The sequence below is a fragment of the Mesorhizobium sp. P2_H9 genome, from assembly GCF_056403215.1.
On sequence record NZ_JBFUFX010000009.1, the window covers coordinates 217,884 to 234,587 of the forward strand.

Annotated in this window: 13 protein-coding genes; 8 read left to right on the plus strand and 5 right to left on the minus strand. The window is 62.4% G+C overall.

The annotated features are described in order from the left end of the window. Positions 1-151: 151 nt before the first annotated feature. Positions 152-355, minus strand: coding sequence for a hypothetical protein (locus AC1DXN_RS18290; protein WP_477274982.1), 204 nt, complete (start codon positions 353-355; stop codon positions 152-154). A 178-nt stretch (positions 356-533) separates the two neighbouring features. Between AC1DXN_RS18290 and AC1DXN_RS18295 the strand changes: the two genes are divergently transcribed. From AC1DXN_RS18295 to AC1DXN_RS18310, 4 genes are all read left to right on the plus strand, one after another. Next, the gene (locus AC1DXN_RS18295; protein ID WP_477274984.1) at positions 534-4,265 is read left to right on the plus strand and encodes a hydantoinase B/oxoprolinase family protein; all 3,732 of its coding nucleotides are present in this window, start codon (positions 534-536) and stop codon (positions 4,263-4,265) included. 60 nt (positions 4,266-4,325) lie between these two features. Then, positions 4,326-5,444, plus strand: a complete 1,119-nt coding sequence (locus tag AC1DXN_RS18300) for a low temperature requirement protein A (protein ID WP_477274986.1) — start codon at positions 4,326-4,328, stop codon at positions 5,442-5,444. A 97-nt stretch (positions 5,445-5,541) separates the two neighbouring features. Then, positions 5,542-6,789 (plus strand): BtaA family protein, encoded by a 1,248-nt coding sequence (locus AC1DXN_RS18305; protein WP_477274988.1) that lies wholly within the window; start codon positions 5,542-5,544, stop codon positions 6,787-6,789. Continuing rightward, the gene (locus AC1DXN_RS18310; RefSeq protein ID WP_477274990.1) at positions 6,786-7,469 is read left to right on the plus strand and encodes a class I SAM-dependent methyltransferase; all 684 of its coding nucleotides are present in this window, start codon (positions 6,786-6,788) and stop codon (positions 7,467-7,469) included. Before AC1DXN_RS18305 ends, AC1DXN_RS18310 begins: the two co-directional genes overlap by 4 nt. Before the next feature lie 403 nt (positions 7,470-7,872). Here the strand turns inward: AC1DXN_RS18310 and AC1DXN_RS18315 are convergent, their stop codons facing one another. Further along, positions 7,873-9,252: a serine hydrolase domain-containing protein gene (locus AC1DXN_RS18315; RefSeq protein ID WP_477274992.1), complete on the minus strand. Its 1,380-nt coding sequence runs from the start codon at positions 9,250-9,252 to the stop codon at positions 7,873-7,875. Positions 9,253-9,465: 213 nt separating this feature from the next. Between AC1DXN_RS18315 and AC1DXN_RS18320 the strand changes: the two genes are divergently transcribed. From AC1DXN_RS18320 to AC1DXN_RS18330, 3 genes are all read left to right on the plus strand, one after another. Next, positions 9,466-10,263, plus strand: a complete 798-nt coding sequence (locus tag AC1DXN_RS18320; RefSeq protein ID WP_477274994.1) for a glycoside hydrolase family 25 protein — start codon at positions 9,466-9,468, stop codon at positions 10,261-10,263. A gap of 138 nt (positions 10,264-10,401) precedes the next feature. Then, a complete protein-coding gene (locus AC1DXN_RS18325) occupies positions 10,402-11,580 on the plus strand; it encodes a lytic murein transglycosylase (RefSeq protein ID WP_477274996.1) in 1,179 nt (392 codons plus the stop codon). 31 nt (positions 11,581-11,611) lie between these two features. After that, positions 11,612-11,995, plus strand: a complete 384-nt coding sequence (locus AC1DXN_RS18330) for a hypothetical protein (RefSeq protein WP_477274998.1) — start codon at positions 11,612-11,614, stop codon at positions 11,993-11,995. Between the two features lie 19 nt (positions 11,996-12,014). Here the strand turns inward: AC1DXN_RS18330 and AC1DXN_RS18335 are convergent, their stop codons facing one another. Further along, positions 12,015-13,235, minus strand: a complete 1,221-nt coding sequence (locus tag AC1DXN_RS18335; RefSeq protein ID WP_477275000.1) for a type III PLP-dependent enzyme domain-containing protein — start codon at positions 13,233-13,235, stop codon at positions 12,015-12,017. Positions 13,236-13,448: 213 nt separating this feature from the next. Here AC1DXN_RS18335 and AC1DXN_RS18340 point away from each other — a divergent pair, with 213 nt between their 5' ends. Further along, positions 13,449-14,369 (plus strand): DMT family transporter, encoded by a 921-nt coding sequence (locus tag AC1DXN_RS18340; RefSeq protein WP_477275002.1) that lies wholly within the window; start codon positions 13,449-13,451, stop codon positions 14,367-14,369. 393 nt (positions 14,370-14,762) lie between these two features. Here AC1DXN_RS18340 and metF read toward each other — a convergent pair whose 3' ends face one another. Then, positions 14,763-15,680 carry a methylenetetrahydrofolate reductase [NAD(P)H] gene (metF, locus tag AC1DXN_RS18345; RefSeq protein ID WP_477244577.1) on the minus strand — a complete coding sequence of 306 codons (918 nt, stop codon included), beginning with the start codon at positions 15,678-15,680 and terminating at the stop codon, positions 14,763-14,765. Further along, a complete protein-coding gene (locus AC1DXN_RS18350; RefSeq protein WP_477275004.1) occupies positions 15,680-16,702 on the minus strand; it encodes an ArsR/SmtB family transcription factor in 1,023 nt (340 codons plus the stop codon). Before AC1DXN_RS18350 ends, metF begins: the two co-directional genes overlap by 1 nt. Positions 16,703-16,704: the final 2 nt, after the last annotated feature.

Sequence of the window (16,704 nt, forward strand, 5' to 3'; positions counted from 1 at the left end):
TATCAAGCGAAGACAGTGCCGCAGGCGCCGCCAACCGGTTCACGAAGAGGTCACCAACTCGGCAGCAGCCGCGCTGCGCCGCCAGGCATCACAAGGAAAGGCCGGCATAAAGCCGGCCTCCCTACTCGTCAGAACTCAACTCGTCACGCTACTACTGCGCAGGGGCAGCAGGAGCCGGTGTTGCCGGAGCCGGTTCAGCAGGCTTCGTTGCATCCGGAGCAGCAGGCTGCAGCGGCTGATCGGCGGCCGGCGGGTTGGTGCTCTGGGTGGTGGTGTTGTCCGTGCCGCTATCGCTGCACGCGGCTACGCCGAACAGCGCAAGGGCGGAAATCGACGCGAGAATGAGCTTTTTCATAACATCTCTCCTTCAAGACACGCTCACATTGCCGTGAGCGATCGAAAGGAAAATGCGCCAGCAGGCCATGAGTTTCGTAACGTTGCGTGTCCGCATGTAACATCCAGCGCTTGACCGTTGCCGCCCAAGCCATTGCGAACTAACAGATGGCATCGATGAAAATGCCGGGGGCTACCGCATGAGCGCACAATGGGATTTCTGGATCGACCGCGGCGGCACCTTCACCGATGTCATCGGCCGCGATCCGCAGGGCAGCCTGCATCCCAAAAAACTTCTGTCGGAAAATCCCGAGGCCTATGCCGACGCAGCGATCCAGGGCATTCGCGACCTGCTCGGCGTTCAATCCGGCGCTCCCATCCCCCCGGGCCTGATCGGCGACGTCAAGATGGGCACCACGGTGGCCACTAATGCGCTGCTGGAGCGCAAGGGCGACCGCGTGCTGCTGCTCATCACCAAGGGATTTCGCGATGCGCTGAAGATCGCCTATCAGGCGCGGCCCGACATCTTCGCCAAGGAGATCATCCTCCCCGAGCAGCTCTATGAGCGCGTCATCGAGATCAACGAGCGGGTGCGCGCCGACGGCTGCGTCGAACAGTTGCTCGACATCGCCGCCTGCCGGCCGGCGATCGAGCAGGCCAAGGCCGACGGCATCGATGCGGTGGCCATCGTCTTCATGCATGCATGGAAATATCCCGACCACGAAAAGGCGGTGGCAAGGGTCTGCCGAAAACTTGGGTTCGGCCAGATCTCGGTCAGCCACGAGGTCTCGCCATTGATCAAACTGGTCGGCCGCGGCGACACCACGGTGGTCGACGCCTATCTGTCGCCGATCCTATCGCGTTATGTGCAAAGGGTGGCGGGGGAAATCGGTCCGTCCCCTCACCTGATGTTCATGATGTCGTCAGGCGGTCTCACCGCCGCCGATATGTTCCAGGGCAAGGACGCGTTGCTGTCCGGACCGGCCGGCGGCGTCGTCGGCATGGTCGAGACGGCAAAACGCGCCGGCTTCGAAAAAGTCATCGGCTTCGACATGGGCGGCACCTCGACCGACGTCGCGCATTACGACGGCGACTATGAACGCGCCTTCGACACTGAGGTCGCCGGCGTGCGCATCCGCGCGCCGATGATGCGCATTCACACCGTCGCCGCCGGCGGCGGTTCGATCCTGCACTACGAGGCCGGGCGTTTCCGCGCCGGCCCGGACTCGGCCGGCGCCAATCCCGGCCCCGCCGCCTACCGACGCGGCGGCCCGCTGGCTGTCACCGACGCCAATGTCATGCTCGGCAAGCTGCAGCCGGATTTCTTCCCGGCCATTTTCGGACCCGGCCAGAACGAAGCTCTCGACGTCGAAACGGTGCGCTCAAAGTTCACTTCGCTTGCCACCGAGATCGGCGATGGCCGAACACCCGAGGCCGTCGCCGAGGGCTTCATCACCATCGCCGTCGAGAACATGGCCAACGCCATCAAGAAGATTTCCGTGCAGCGCGGCTATGACGTCACCGAATATCTCCTAAACTGTTTTGGTGGCGCCGGCGGCCAGCATGCTTGCCTGGTTGCCGATGCGCTCGGCATGGAAGCCGTGTTGATCCACCCCTTCTCCGGCCTGCTTTCGGCCTATGGCATCGGCCTGTCATCGGTGTTTGCCTCGCGCCAGCAGGCGCTACTGAAGCCCCTTGCCGAAGAGTCCAGAACCGAAATCGGCAGCCTCATTGCCACCTTGAGGAAAGCGGTCATCGCCGAGCTCGCGGCGCAAGGCATCGCCGAGGATGCGGTTGCCGCGAAACCGGTGCTGCACATCCGCTATGACGGCACCGACACGACACTGCCGGTGAATTTCGAGGAAGCCTCGATTTTCCAGGCCAGGCGCGATTTCGAAACCGCCCACAAGGCGCAGTTCGGCTTCATCTATGACGACAAGCCGATGATCATCGAGACCGTCGGCGTCGAAGGCACCGACACCGGCGGCACCGGCCGCGACGAAAGCGATTCAGTTCTTGAGGACATCGTCGCAAGTCCTTCCAAGAGTCGGAAAATCTTTGCCGATGGCATCTGGCACGATGCCGGCATCTTCCTCCGTGAAGCGCTCAAGCCGGGCAACAAGATCGCCGGCCCTGCCCTGATCATCGAGCCAAACCAGACCATCGTCGTCGAGCCCGGCTGGCAGGCCGAGATCACCGCCAAGGACCATGTGCTCCTGCGCCGCATCGAAGAGAAGCAGCGCAAGGCCGCGCTCGGCACCAAGGCTGATCCGGTGATGCTGGAAGTCTTCAACAACCTCTTCATGTCGATCGCCGAACAGATGGGCGTGACGCTGCAGAACACCGCCTATTCGGTCAACATCAAGGAACGGCTGGATTTCTCCTGCGCCGTCTTCGACCGCACCGGCGCGCTGGTTGCCAATGCGCCGCATATGCCGGTGCATCTCGGCTCGATGGACCGCTCGGTCGAGACCATCATCCGGTTGAACTCGGGCGACATCCACCCCGGCGACGTCTTTGCCCTCAACGCACCCTACAATGGCGGCACGCATCTGCCCGACATTACCGTGGTGACGCCTGTATTTTCCCTCCCCCTCGAGGGGAGGGTGGCCGCGAAGCGGCCGGGTGGGGTCCTCTCAGAAGGAACCACAGGAACGTCTAGCACTGCCGCAGCGACCCCCTCCGCCGCCTTCGGCGGCACCTCCCCCTCAAGGGGGGAGGAGATACTCTTCTACGTTGCCTCACGCGGCCACCATGCCGATATCGGCGGCACCGCGCCCGGCTCGATGACGCCGCTCGCCACAACGGTCGACGAAGAGGGCGTGCTGTTCGACAATTTCCGCATCGTCGATCATGGAAAATTCCGCGAGACGGAACTGCACACGCTGCTCACCGACCATCGCTGGCCGGCACGCAATCCGCACCAGAACATCGCCGACCTCAAGGCGCAGATCGCCGCCAATGAAAAAGGCGTCGCCGAATTGCGCAAGATGGTCGCGCATTTCGGTCTCGGCGTGGTCGAAGCCTATATGGGCCATGTCCAGGACAATGCCGCCGAAAGCGTGCGCCGCGTGCTGGAGCGGTTGCCTGACACCTCGCAATACGAATACCCGACCGACACCGGCCAGGTCATCAAGGTGAAGATATCAGTCGACCGGCAAAAGCGCGAGGCAACGGTCGACTTCACCGGCACATCGCCGGTGGTGAAGAACAATTTCAACGCGCCGGAGCCGGTCGCCCGCGCCGCCGTGCTCTATGTCTTCCGCGTCATGGTCGAGGACATGATCCCGATGAATGCCGGCTGTTTGCGGCCCATCAACATCATCATCCCTGATGGTTGCATGCTGAAGCCGGCCTATCCAGCCGCCGTCGTCGCCGGCAATGTCGAGACCTCACAGCATGTCACCAACGCGCTGTTCGGCGCCATGGGCGCGATGGCCAACGCGCAAGGCACGATGAACAATCTCACCTTCGGCAACAAGCAGTACCAGTATTACGAGACGATCTGCTCAGGCTCGCCGGCCGGACAGATGAACTCCGGCCGTGGTTTTGCCGGCACCTCCGGCGTCCACACCCATATGACCAATTCGCGCCTCACCGATCCGGAAGTGCTGGAACTGCGTTTTCCTGTCCTGCTCGAGGATTTCCACATCCGCGAAGGTTCAGGCGGAAAAGGCAAATGGAGCGCCGGCGACGGCACCAAACGCACCATCCGCTTCCTCGAAAAGATGGAATGCGCCATCCTGTCCTCGCATCGCAACCGCCCGCCGCAAGGCCTGGACGGCGGCGGTGATGGCGAGGTTGGCTCGACCAAGGTCCGCCGCAAGAATGGTCAGGTCGACATGCTGAAGGCCTGTGACCAAACGGTGCTTGAGGCTGGCGATGCCGTCATCCTGACGACACCGACGCCTGGCGGTTTTGGTCGGCCATGACGGGTGCTTGCTAGACGCCTGTCGGCGGGGCAATGGTGCGGCAGGTCAGGAGGCGGGTCGATGAGCGAAAGCGAACACGAAGAGGCGACGCATGTCGCATCGATCGAACTGTTCTTCGACCTTGTCTTCGTTTTCGTCATCACCCAGTTCAAGCAGCTTGTCGAAGAAGCCCACTCGCTGGGCGATATTCTTCTGGTATTGTTGGTGCTGGTGCCTGTGTGGTGGATGTACGCGGCCTTCAGCTGGCTGACCAACAATGCCGGTGAGAGTACGCTGCTGCGCCTGATCCTGATCGCCGCGATGGCAGGGTTTCTGGTGATGGCAATCGCCATCCCCGATGTCTTCGGCGATGGCGCGCTTGTCTTCGGCTTCTCCTACCTCTTTGTCGTCATCCTGCATCTGTTCGGCTTTGCCTGGCGCGGTCGCCATGGCGCGGCGCGCGCCATCCTGGCCACCATGCCGATCAATCTCGGCGCATCCGCGCTGCTGATCGGCGTTGCCCTGGTGGACAAGCCCTGGAAGTGGCCGTTGCTTGTCGCCACGACGCTCATCTTTGTCATCCAGATCGTCCGCATGATTACCACGCATGAACAGCGTTTCGCTCTAAGCGGCGGCCATTTCGCCGAGCGGCACCGCCTGATCGTCATCATCGCGCTTGGCGAGTCGATCGTGGCCGTCGCGGTGGGCACCGGCGGCAACGCCCACCTCACCGAAATCAGTGGGCTTTCAGGTCTGGCGCTGGCCCTGGCGCTGGTCGCGGCACTGTGGTGGAGCTATTTCGACCGCGAAGACCAGCGCGCGGAAGACCATTTCGTCAATGCCGCGCCCGACATGCGCACCCGCATGGCGCTTCTCGGCTACTGGGGCGGCCACCTCGTCTTGCTGTTCGGCATCATTCTGGTTTCGGCCGGCATCAGGGAATTGCTCGACACAGGCCATGACGCCTCGTCGCATGCTCCGTGGCTGCTCAGTGCCGGCATCTCGGTGTTCATGTTTGGCGAGATGCTCTTTCGGGCAATGCTCGGAATTCGCCCCCTGCTGAACAAGCTTGTCGCCGCGGTGGTTGCGCTAGCGCTTGGCCTGATCGGCTCGGCATGGCCGCCAATGGTCTTTCTTGCCATTGCCACCGCGCTCGTCATCGGTGTTGCAGCGGCCGAACGGCCATTCCTGGTGCGATAGCCCAACCCTGGCATTTGCATTGCCAGCTGCCACTGTCATGCACCTGTCATCAGCCGGCGCTACCCGCTTGCGACAAAGCAAACGGGGAATCAGCGGCATGACGGACGTTTCCGGAGAACTGGTTTTTCGCCGCGGCAAGGAAGTTGGAAAAGCCGTCTACCAGAATCGCCCACTGTCGAAGGCCGGCCTGTCCGAACGGCTTTTTGCCTTGCTGTTTTCCGGCCTCGTCTATCCGCAGATCTGGGAAGATCCCGATGTCGACATGGATGCCATGCAGCTTGGCAAGGGCCACCGGGTCGTCACCATCGCTTCCGGCGGCTGCAACATCCTCGCCTATCTCACCCGGTCACCGGACCGGATCGACGCCGTCGATCTCAACGCCGCCCACATCGCGTTGAACCGCATGAAGCTGGAGGCGGTGCGCCATCTGCCCTCGCAGGGTGACCTGTTCCGCTTCTTCGGCGCCGCTGACACCCGTCACAATTCGGAAGCCTACGACCGCTTCATCGCCCCGCATCTCGACCCGGTCAGCCGTCACTATTGGGAGCATCGCAGCTGGCGCGGCCGTCGCCGCATCGCCGTCTTCGACCGCAATTTCTACCAGACCGGCCTGCTCGGCCTGTTCATCGCCATGGGCCATCGCACGGCCAAATTCTTCGGCGTCAACCCGGCCGGCATCATGGAAGCCAAAAACATCGCCGACCAGCGCCGCTTCTTCAACGAGGAGCTGGCCCCGGTCTTCGAAAAGCCACTGCTGAAATGGGCGACGTCACGCAAGGCCTCTCTGTTCGGCCTCGGCATTCCGCCGGCGCAATATGATTCACTGATAACCTCGGGCGACGGCACCATGGCCAGTGTGTTGAAGGCCCGCCTCGAAAAGCTTGCTTGCGACTTTCCGCTGGAGAAAAACTATTTCGCCTGGCAGGCTTTTGCCCGCCGCTATCCGAACCCCGGAGAAGCCGCCCTGCCCGCCTATCTAGAAGAACGCAACTACAAGACGATTCGCAACAACATCGATGGCGTTGCCATCCACCACGCCAATCTGATCGAGTTCCTGGCCGGCAAGGACGCTGGTTCCGTCGATCGCTTCGTCCTGCTCGACGCGCAGGACTGGATGACCGACGACCAGCTCAATGCGCTGTGGGCAGAAATCACCCGCACGGCCTCAGCAGGCGCGCGCGTCATTTTCCGCACCGCCGCCGAACCCAGCCTGTTGCCCGGCCGCGTCTCGAATTCGCTGCTTGATCAATGGCGCTATGAGGACGAGGCCTCGCGTGAGTTTTCAGCCCGCGACCGCTCGGCCATCTATGGCGGCTTCCATCTCTATGTGAAGCAGGCGGCATGAGCACGACCGAGCTGCCGGCCAGCCATGCCGAGCTGATGGACGGCGTCTACCGCTGGCAGCGCCATATCTACGACCTGACCCGCAAATACTACCTGCTCGGTCGCGACCAGATGATATTGGGGTTGGATGTGTCGGCGGGTGGCACGGTGCTCGAACTCGGCTGCGGCACCGGCCGCAACATCATCCTCGCCGCCCGCCGCTACCCCGACGCCCGCTTCTTCGGCCTCGATATTTCGGCCGAGATGCTGGAGACAGCCGGTGCTGCCATTGCCCGCGATGGCCTGTCCGGTGACGTTGTGCTGGCACGCGGCGACGCCACCGATTTCGATGCGAAGGCTCTGTTCGGCATCGAGCGCTTCGACCGTATTTTCGTCTCGTATTCGCTGTCGATGATACCCGGCTGGGAGAAGACGGTGGCGGCAGCACTCGCCGCGCTTGCGCCCGAGGGGTCATTGCATGTCGTCGACTTCGGCCAGCAGGAAGGCCTGCCGCGCTGGTTCCGCACCCTGCTGCGCGGCTGGCTCAGGAAATTCCATGTCGCGCCGCGTGAATCTCTGCGCGAGGTTCTCGAATCGGAAGCTGCGAGAATCGGGGCAAGCCTCCGATTCCAAAGGCTTTATCGTGGCTATACGTCGCTCGCGGTCATCAGGCGCGCAAGCAACCACGGCAGCGCCGGTTGAGGCCTTGGCGGCTGTCCGGGAAAATCGACGCAACGCCTGAAAAATGGTATATCGGCCCGTCTCTATTTCCCTCAAGGAGGAGAACATGAGTGCGCGGGGACTCTTTTCGTTAGCTGCTTGCACGATTTTTTTGAGCTTGTCTGCCATGAGCAACTCGAGCCTGGATGTGCCAACCAGGTTGAATATTTCATATCCGAGCAATACGGAAAACCAAAGCCGGCCGACAAACCAATTTCTTCGGACTGCGCAGCAGGATGTCTGCTGTCCCGGTGGCTATCCCTGGTATCGTAATTCAACAAATACGTGCTACGGCAGCTATGAAGATTGCCACGATACCGATGGCGGAGGTTGGTCCTGCAGACAGGTCAACGCCTGCTAGGATCATGACCCATTAAATTGTTTGCTAGTGTAGCGCCTTGACCAGCGCTGCCGCCATCGTCTGTGGCCGATAGCCGAGCTTGGCCGGCGTCAGCCCCAGCCGCACCACCACCAGTTGCTCGGACGGGATGATGGCGACCGTCTGCCCATCATGGCCCTCCATCCAGTAGGTATCCTTGGGCAGGCCCGAGGCAATGCCGGCGCCGGGGCTTCCCTCGTCGCCCGGGCCCTCGATCCAGAGCTGGCCCTTGCCGTAGACCTTTGAGGCCGGTGCCGGCTCCCGCATCCAGTCGACGAAGCCGGCCGGCAGAATATCGTTGCCGTTCCAGACCCCGCCTTGCAGCAGAAACTGACCGAAGCGCGCCCAGTCATGCGCCGTGGCGTAGAGGTAGGACGAGCCGACGAAGGTACCCTGCTCGTCGGTCTCAAGCACGGCGCTGTGCATGCCGAGCGGCTCGAACAGCGCTGTCCTTGGCCAGGCCAGCGCCTTGTCCTTGTCGCCGATCGCGTCCTGCCACAGCCGCGACAGCATCACCGCCGTGCCACTCGAATAGGAAAACACCTTGCCGACTTCGCCGGTCAGCGGCTTGGCAGCGGCAAAGCCGGCCATGTCAGGTTCGAGATAGAGCATGCGCGTGACGTCGGCGACGTCGCCATAATCCTCGTTGAACTCCAGCCCGCTCGACATCGCCATCATGTCGGCAAGACTGATGGCGGCGCGACCGTCGGCTTTCCAGGGCGCGAACAGCCCTTTGTCGGTGACAGTCATCTTGCCATCCTTGACCAGCGTGCCAAGGATCGCGGCATTCACCGTCTTGGTCATCGACCAGCCGAGCAGCGGCGTCTTTGGCGAAAAACCGTCGCCATAGCGCTCGGCAACGATATGGCCGTTTTTCACCACCACCACGGCGCGCATGCCGGTGCCTGTCTCGCCCGGGTCGTCGAGAATTTTGGCGAGCTCGGGATCCTGTGAGCTGTCGACCCGCTCGCCCTCCGGCCACAACACGTCCTGCCTTGTGGCGGCCGGTTCGACATGGATCGATGTCTGCCGCGCTTTGGTAACGTTTCCGTCGGGAACCGACGCACAGCCGAGACCATCGCGGGAAACCGCAATGCCCTTGCCGAGCACGCCGAACAGGCCCGCCGAGACCGTTCCCCTGTTCTTGTCGACCGATACCCGCATCAGCCTGAGCAGCGGGTGGCCAGGCGCCTGGACATCGACGGCCAGAACATCGTTGGCATCGCGTCCGGCGATGAAGACATTCGAGCAGACGATCTTGGCCGAATAGCCCGAACCGACGCGGATTAGTTCCGGCGGCGCGATATAGAGCCAGGCAACCAGCGCCGCGATCGCCAGCACGACCAGCCCCAGGAACCATCTGACGATCTTCACAACGATCCGCATTTTTCCGCCCTTAGGGTTCGCGTTCGGACCTTATGTCATCGATTTGCCGCCATTGCTTCCGCAAAATCGGCATTCTTGTCGAGCGCCATCAACCTGTTATCAACCATGATCGGCGATCACTGGAGAATCAGGCGATGCTGTGGGGCGATCGCCTGAGGGGCGCCTGCAACAACAACCCAACAGCGACCGGCTGATTCCGGCTCGGGAAATGCGATGCGCCGTTTCGCGGCCCTCATCACGTTGACGCTGCTGGCTGCATGCTCGACCGTCGGCGACCTCGTGCCGGTCATGCCCTCGTCCAGCAGCCCGACGGTTGCGGTGCGTGCCCCGCGCTTCGAGGACTCCAAGCCGCATGAATGGGACAGCGGCGCGCCGTGGAACTATGCCGTTCACGGCACAGACGTTTCCAAGTATCAGACCTCGGTCGACTGGCCGGCGGCCAAGGCCAGCGGCATTTCCTTCGCCTTCATCAAGGCGACCGAAGGCGGCGACCGCTTCGACGAGTATTTCAACGAGCATTGGGCGCGCACGAAAGCCAACGGGATTCCGCGCGCGGCCTATCATTTCTTCTATTTCTGCACGCCTGCCGCCACGCAGGCGCGCTGGTTCATCGAGAACGTGCCCGTTGACCGTTCGGCGATGCCGCCGGTGCTAGATATGGAATGGAACCCGAAATCGCCGACCTGCCGGTTGCGCCCGGACCCGGCCACGGTGCGCGCAGAGATGACCACCTTCCTCGAAATGGTCGAACGGCACTATGGCAAGAAGCCGATCATCTACACCTCGGTCGACTTCTTCGACGACAACGACCTGTCGACCTTCCGCGGCTATCCCTATTGGCTGCGCTCCGTCGCCGGCCATCCCCGCCAGAAATACGGCAGCCATCCCTTCACCTTCTGGCAATATACCGGAACCGGCATCGTTCCGGGCATGACCGGTAAAAGCGACATCAACGTTTTCAACGGCACGGAAGCTGCCTGGAACAAGTGGTTGCGGCAGAACACCCGATAACACCGGGTTCAATGGCAGCACCGCCTTCAAAAAGGGGCTGCGGCAGAAGAACCGTTGACACCGGCGCTCCCGCCTGCTTTTCGACAGCCAACAACCCACGTCTACAACCGCTGGTGATCTTGTCTCGAAAGGATGGCGATGCGACTGCGCTTTGAAATTCTCGCGGCGCTGTTGCTGACGGCCACGGCCCTGCCGGCGCAGGCGCAGCAATGCGGCGGCGATTTCGAGGCGTGGAAGCAAGGCGTGGCGGTGGAGGCCAAGGCGGCTGGCGTCGGGCCCGCTGGTCTCGATGCCCTGGAAGCCGCCACCATCGACGACAAGGTGCTGGCGCGCGACCGTGCTCAGGGCGTCTTTTCCCAAACCTTCATCGAATTCTCCAACCGCATGATTGCGCCTTACCGGCTGAAGCAGGGCGCGGCCAATCTGAAGAAATACGCCGATGTCTTTGCCCGTGCCGACCAGCAGTTCGGCGTCCAGGCGCCGATCATTGCCGCCTTCTGGGCGCTGGAAACCGACTTTGGTGCCGTGCAGGGCGATTTCCACACGCTGAATGCGCTCGTTACGCTGTCGCATGACTGCCGCCGCCCGGAACTGTTCCGGCCGCAGATCGTGCCGCTGTTGACGCTGATCGATCGCGGCGTCGTGCCGGCAGACGTCGAGGGCGCCTGGGCCGGTGAGATCGGCCAGACGCAGATGCTGCCGTCCGACTATCTCGCGCGTGGCGTCGACGGCGACGGCGATGGGATCGTCGACCTGCGCAGCAGCGCGCCCGATGTCATCATGACCACCGCCAACAAGATCCTGTCGCGCGGCTGGAAACGCGACCAGCCCTGGATCGAGGAAGTGCGCGTTCCCGAAGACATGCCGTGGGACCAGACCGGGCGCACCAACAAGCTGCCGCTGGCTCAGTGGGCACAGTGGGGTGTCACCAACCCCGACGGCACGCCGCTTATCGACAACGGTCTCAAAGCCGGCCTGGCCCTGCCGATGGGCCGCAAGGGCCCGGCCTTCCTCGCCTATGACAATTTCGACGTCTATCTCGAGTGGAACCAGTCCTTCACCTACGCGCTGACCGCAGCCAACCTCGCCGCCAGGCTGGCAGGCGCAAAGCAGTTCGACCCGCGCAATCCGGAAACCGGCCTCAACAACGACCAGATGAAGGAACTGCAGACCAAGCTCGAAGCCAAAGGCTACGACGTCGGCACGGTCGACGGCATCCTGGGCACCAACACCCGCGAAGCCATCCGCAAGGAGCAGATGCGCCTCGGCTTGCCGGTCGACGGCTGGCCAACGCCGGAGCTTTTGGGGAAGCTGTAGCCGTTGACGTCATCACGTCGGGGAGCCGTGCATGAGCCGTTTCGATCCAAAGAACAGCTACACGCCGTCTACCACACCTCCGAAGGCATGGGCTGATATCGAGGCATTCTATGTCTCGCTGACCAAGGAAGCGTTCGACCAACAACCGATGGTCGATCTCATTCGCCACATCCGAGCCAAATACACCGAGGGTAGATTCCACGCGCTCACCTCGATGCACACGCTGATCGTCAGTGTGAACAATCCTATCGAACTCGGCCGCGAAAACCTGCGGGTCGACTATCTGCAAAACGACGGCAGTTGGGAGTTCAACTACTTTTCCAAACCATTCAATACGGTCGAATTCAGCAGGCGCTATCCTGCTCCTTTGGGCATCGAAAAATTCGACAGTTTCGTGCAGATGATCGGCTGGTAGCCAGCGTCTCCAACGGATTTCAATCCGCCATCGTCTCCAAACTCGCAAACCCTTGCGGCGCGTCGCCCTCGTCGAAGGGTGTCGTCACCTCGACGAAGGTGTCGGGATAAAAACCGTTGAAGCGCGTTCTGAGCGACAGCGAGTAGGCGCCGATATGGCCGATCTCGATCCAGTCGCCGGTGTCGACGGTTTCCGGCAGCCAGAATGGCCTGGACAGGATGTCGACGGAATCGCAGGTCGCGCCGCAGACCTTGAACGGCACGATGTTCTTCTCCTCACCATTGCGCGAGCGGATCGCCGGGTCGGGAATGAAGCGCGCCGGGAGCGTGATCTTGCCGGTCCAAGAATCCGACAGCGACGCCCAGATACCGTCATTGATGTAGAGCCGCTTGCCCTTGCGCAGCAGCACCCGCACGATCAGCGACAGGCAGCGCGCCACGATCACCCGGCCGGGCTCCGCCACCAGCGGCATCTGGTCGAATTGGTATTCCTTCAGGTCGCCCGACAGCCGCGACATGATCTGGCCGAGCGACGGCATTTCCGGTTTGCGGCTGTTGGGGTCATGGCCGTATTCGGCGGGAAAGCCGCCGCCGACGTCGAGCCCGGCAATGTCGAAACTGACGCGGTTGCGCACCCAGTCGGCCGAGGCCAGCGCCCGTTCATAAGTATCGGGATCCTCGATCTGGCTGCCGACATGGAAGCACAACCCCACCTTGTAGCCGGTGCGGTTCAGCCGCTCGGCGAGTTCCACCCCATAGGCCGGGCCGGCGCCGAACTTCTTCGACAATTCGTAGGCCGCCGATCCCTTGGTCTGGATACGCACGAACACTGTGATGGCGCCCGGATCGATATCCAGCGCCCGCACCACGCGGGTCAGCTTGGTGATCTCGTCCTCATGGTCGAGCGAAATGACGCGGATGGCGTATTTCTCTAGCGCCAGCTTGATGTCCGACTGCGCCTTGACCGGATGCATGTAGAGCATCTCGGCATCGGGCGAGACCGCGCGCACGGCGGCGAATTCGCCGGGTGACGCGACATCGAACGCATTTACGCCGGCTTCGACCAGCGCCTTCAGCACAATCGGTTCGCCATTGGTCTTCACCGCATAGGCGGTCTTGCCCGGGAACATGCCCATGAATTGTTTGGCGTCCGCCTTCAGCACCTGTGGGCGAAAGCAATAGATCGGATCGTCGGGACGAAGCGCCAGTGCCGCCTCGCGGGCATTTTCGAATCGCTGCATCGACGAATCCTCAATCAGGGCTGCGCACAATTAATCCAAGCTAGCGGCTAATGAAAACAATTCTGTGTCTCGCGCTCCTGACGCAGCGGCGCTACGGCAATTCCAGGAGTGCTACGCCATCGATCAGGTTTCGGGTGGCCCTTGTCATCGATCCGGATATGGCTTGAACAGATGCCTGACTGGCTGGCATTCGGACCCGTCTGGGAGGACCACATGGCTGTAGCTGCTACCCCCGCAACGGCACGCGGACCGATGGTGCTCAAGGATTGGGCGCAGCTTCTGCTGCTCGGCGCCATCTGGGGCGGCTCGTTCTTCTTTGCCCGCATTGCGGTTGGCGAGCTGCATCCGCTGGTGCTGGTGCTGTTTCGTGTCGCCATCGCGGCGATCGCACTTCAGCTTTATCTCGGCTTGCGCGGGCCATCCTTCCGTCTTGCGTTGCCGCATGCCAGCCTGTTCTTCCTGCTGGCGCTGACCAACAATATCATCCCGTTCTCGCTGATCTTTGCCGGCCAGACTGAGCTTGGCGCCGGCGTCGCCTCGGTGCTCAATGCGACGACGCCGTTCTGGACGCTGATCCTCGCCAACGCGCTGACATCAGATGAAAAACTCTCCTGGAACAAGCTGGCCGGCATCGCGCTCGGCATTGCCGGCACGGCGGTGATGATCGGCCCCGGCCTGCTTGCGGGACTGGGCGGCCCGGTCTGGGCCAAATTCGCGCTGATCGGCGCCTCGCTGTCCTATGCCGTCGCGCTGATGGTCGCCCGCCGCTTCAAGAGCGTGCCCTCGCCGGTCATCGCCACCGGACAATTGACGGCATCGACCATCATCATGATCCCGGTCGTGCTCTTCACCTATGGCCCAGCCGGCCTGTTCTCGGCCTCGCCGCCGGTCTGGGCGGCGGTGTTTGCGCTGGCGCTGCTGTCCACCGCCTTCGCCTACATCCTCTATTTCAACCTCGTTGCCTCGGCCGGCGCCACCAACGCCTCCCTGGTCACGCTCATCGTACCGGCCAGCGCCATCCTGCTCGGTTTCCTGTTCTTGGGCGAACGGCTTGAATTGTTTGAACTCGGCGGCATGGCGCTGATCGCGCTTGGTCTCGTCACCATCGACGGCCGCCTGTTCGGCCGACGGTAGCGCTGTCATGCCTCCGTCCGGCCCCGGCTTTGCCACATTTTATTCACAGGTCTGAAGCCGGCTTTTGCCGAAGAGTTTCAATGCCTAACAGCAAATGGCAGGTCGCAAATTCCACAATCTTGTCGCAATGCAGCACATTTTCCGCTTGCCTGTTGCACAAATGACCCTAGACTCGTGTCAATAGCTCTTTAAGAGGAGGCTATGACATGGGACTGACGAGGCCAATCAACGCATTGATGATTTGTGCTGCGTTCGCATTCATCGGAGCCCTCATTATGGGCTTTCTTCCATAAGACCGCTGGAGCGGAGGAAGACCAGCACTAAATAGTCCAAATCATTGAAAAGGCCGGGCTTTTACCCGGCCTTTTTGCATTCGTGAGGTGCGGCAGAGCCTTAAGCAGCCGCCGATCCCGCCACCTCTGCCTCGTGCGAGCGGATGCCGATCATGTGGCAGATGGCGAACACCAGATCCGCCCGATTCATGGTGTAGAAATGGAAATCGCCGACGCCGCGCTCGACCAGGTCGAGCACCTGCTCGGCCGCCACCGCGGAGGCGACCAGCGCGTGCGTCTGCGGGTCCTTCTGCAGCCCCTCGAAGCGCTCGGCCAGCCATGCCGGCACCAGCGCGCCGCAGCGCGCCGAGAAGTTGGCGACCTGGGTGAAATTGTGCACCGGCAATATGCCCGGCACGATCGGGATGTAGATGCCAGCCCGGCGCGCCCGCTCGACATAGCGTTCGTAGAGATCGTTGTCGAAGAAGAACTGGGTGATCGCCCGCGTCGCGCCATTGTCGACCTTGCGCTTCAGCATGTCGATGTCAGTGGCAAAGTCCGGGCTTTCCGGATGCTTTTCCGGATAGGCGGAGACCGAAATGTCGAAATCGCCGGCGCTCTTCAGCGCCCCCACCAATTCTGCGCCATTGGCATAGCCGTCCGCATGCGGCCGGTAGGCGGCGCCGACGCCTTCTGCCGGATCGCCGCGCAAGGCGACGAAGCGCTTCACACCCATATCGGCGAACTCCTGGATGACGGCGTCGACCTCATGACGCGCCGCATCGACGCAAGTCATATGCGCTGCCGGCGTCAGGCTGGTCTCCTTCAGGATGCGGCTGATCGTGCGGGCCGTGCGCTCGCGCGTCGAACCGCCGGCGCCATAGGTCACCGAGACGAATCTCGGCTTCAGCGGCTCCAGCCGGGTGACGGTGTCCCACAGCCTGGCTTCCATCTCGTCGTTCTTCGGCGGGAAGAACTCGAACGACACCCTGACCTTGTCGCCAATGTCAGGACGACGGGAAAAGCGAAACTGGTTCATCAGGCGATTTCCCCCATCGGGTAAGCTTGGGCGGGTTGGCTGTCGTTGGAGGGCTCGGCGATCAGCATGCGGCGGTCGCGGCCGAGCCACAGCTTGACGGTCAGCTTGGCCTCGTTGCCGCCGCGCGGTTCGAACTCTTGGGCATCCTCGAGGTCGAGCCCAGCCTCGGAAAACCACTCTGCGATCTGCCGGTCGGAAAAGCCGAGCCGCATATGCGCGTGCTGGTCACGCAGGAATTCCAGCGCATGCGGCGCGAAATCGACGATCACCAGCCGGCCGGCCGGCCGCAGCAGCCTTGCTGCCTCGCGGATGGCGCGGGCGGGGTCATCGAGATAGTGCAGCACCTGATGGATGGTGACGAGATCGAAGGCGTCGCGCTCGACCGGCGGTGCGAAAATATCGCCTTGCCGCACCTGCGCGTTCGACACGCCGGCCTTGTCGAGATTGGCGCGCGCCACCGTCAGCATCTCTCGCGACATGTCGATGCCGACGCCGCGCCGGTAGAGTGGTGAAAAGATCTCGAGCAGGCGCCCGGTGCCGGTGCCGAGATCGAGCATCGACTGGAATGGCCGCTTGCCGACGAGCTTGATGAGGGCCGCTTCGACGGCACGGTCCGCCACATGCAGCGAGCGGATTTGGTCCCAGCTGGCGGCGTTTTCGGAGAAATATTCGGCGGCGCGGTCCTGCCGCTTGCGCTTGACCGAAGCCAGCCGCTCGAGATCGCGTTCGACCTGCGGATCGGCACCCCTTATTCCGGAAACGAGCCGCAGCACGAAATCACGCGCCGAATCGGTATCCGACAGCCGGAAGAAGGCCCACGACCCCTCCTGGTAGCGGCCGATCAGCCCGGCTTCGAGCAGCAGCTTCAGGTGGCGCGACACGCGCGGCTGCGACTGGCCGAGGATTTCGGTGAGATCGGAAACGGTGAGGTCGCCGCGCGACAAAAGCGCCAATATGCGCAGCCGGCTGGATTCGGCCGCGGCCTTCAACGTATCCACCATCGTATCGAGCGCGACATGCATCA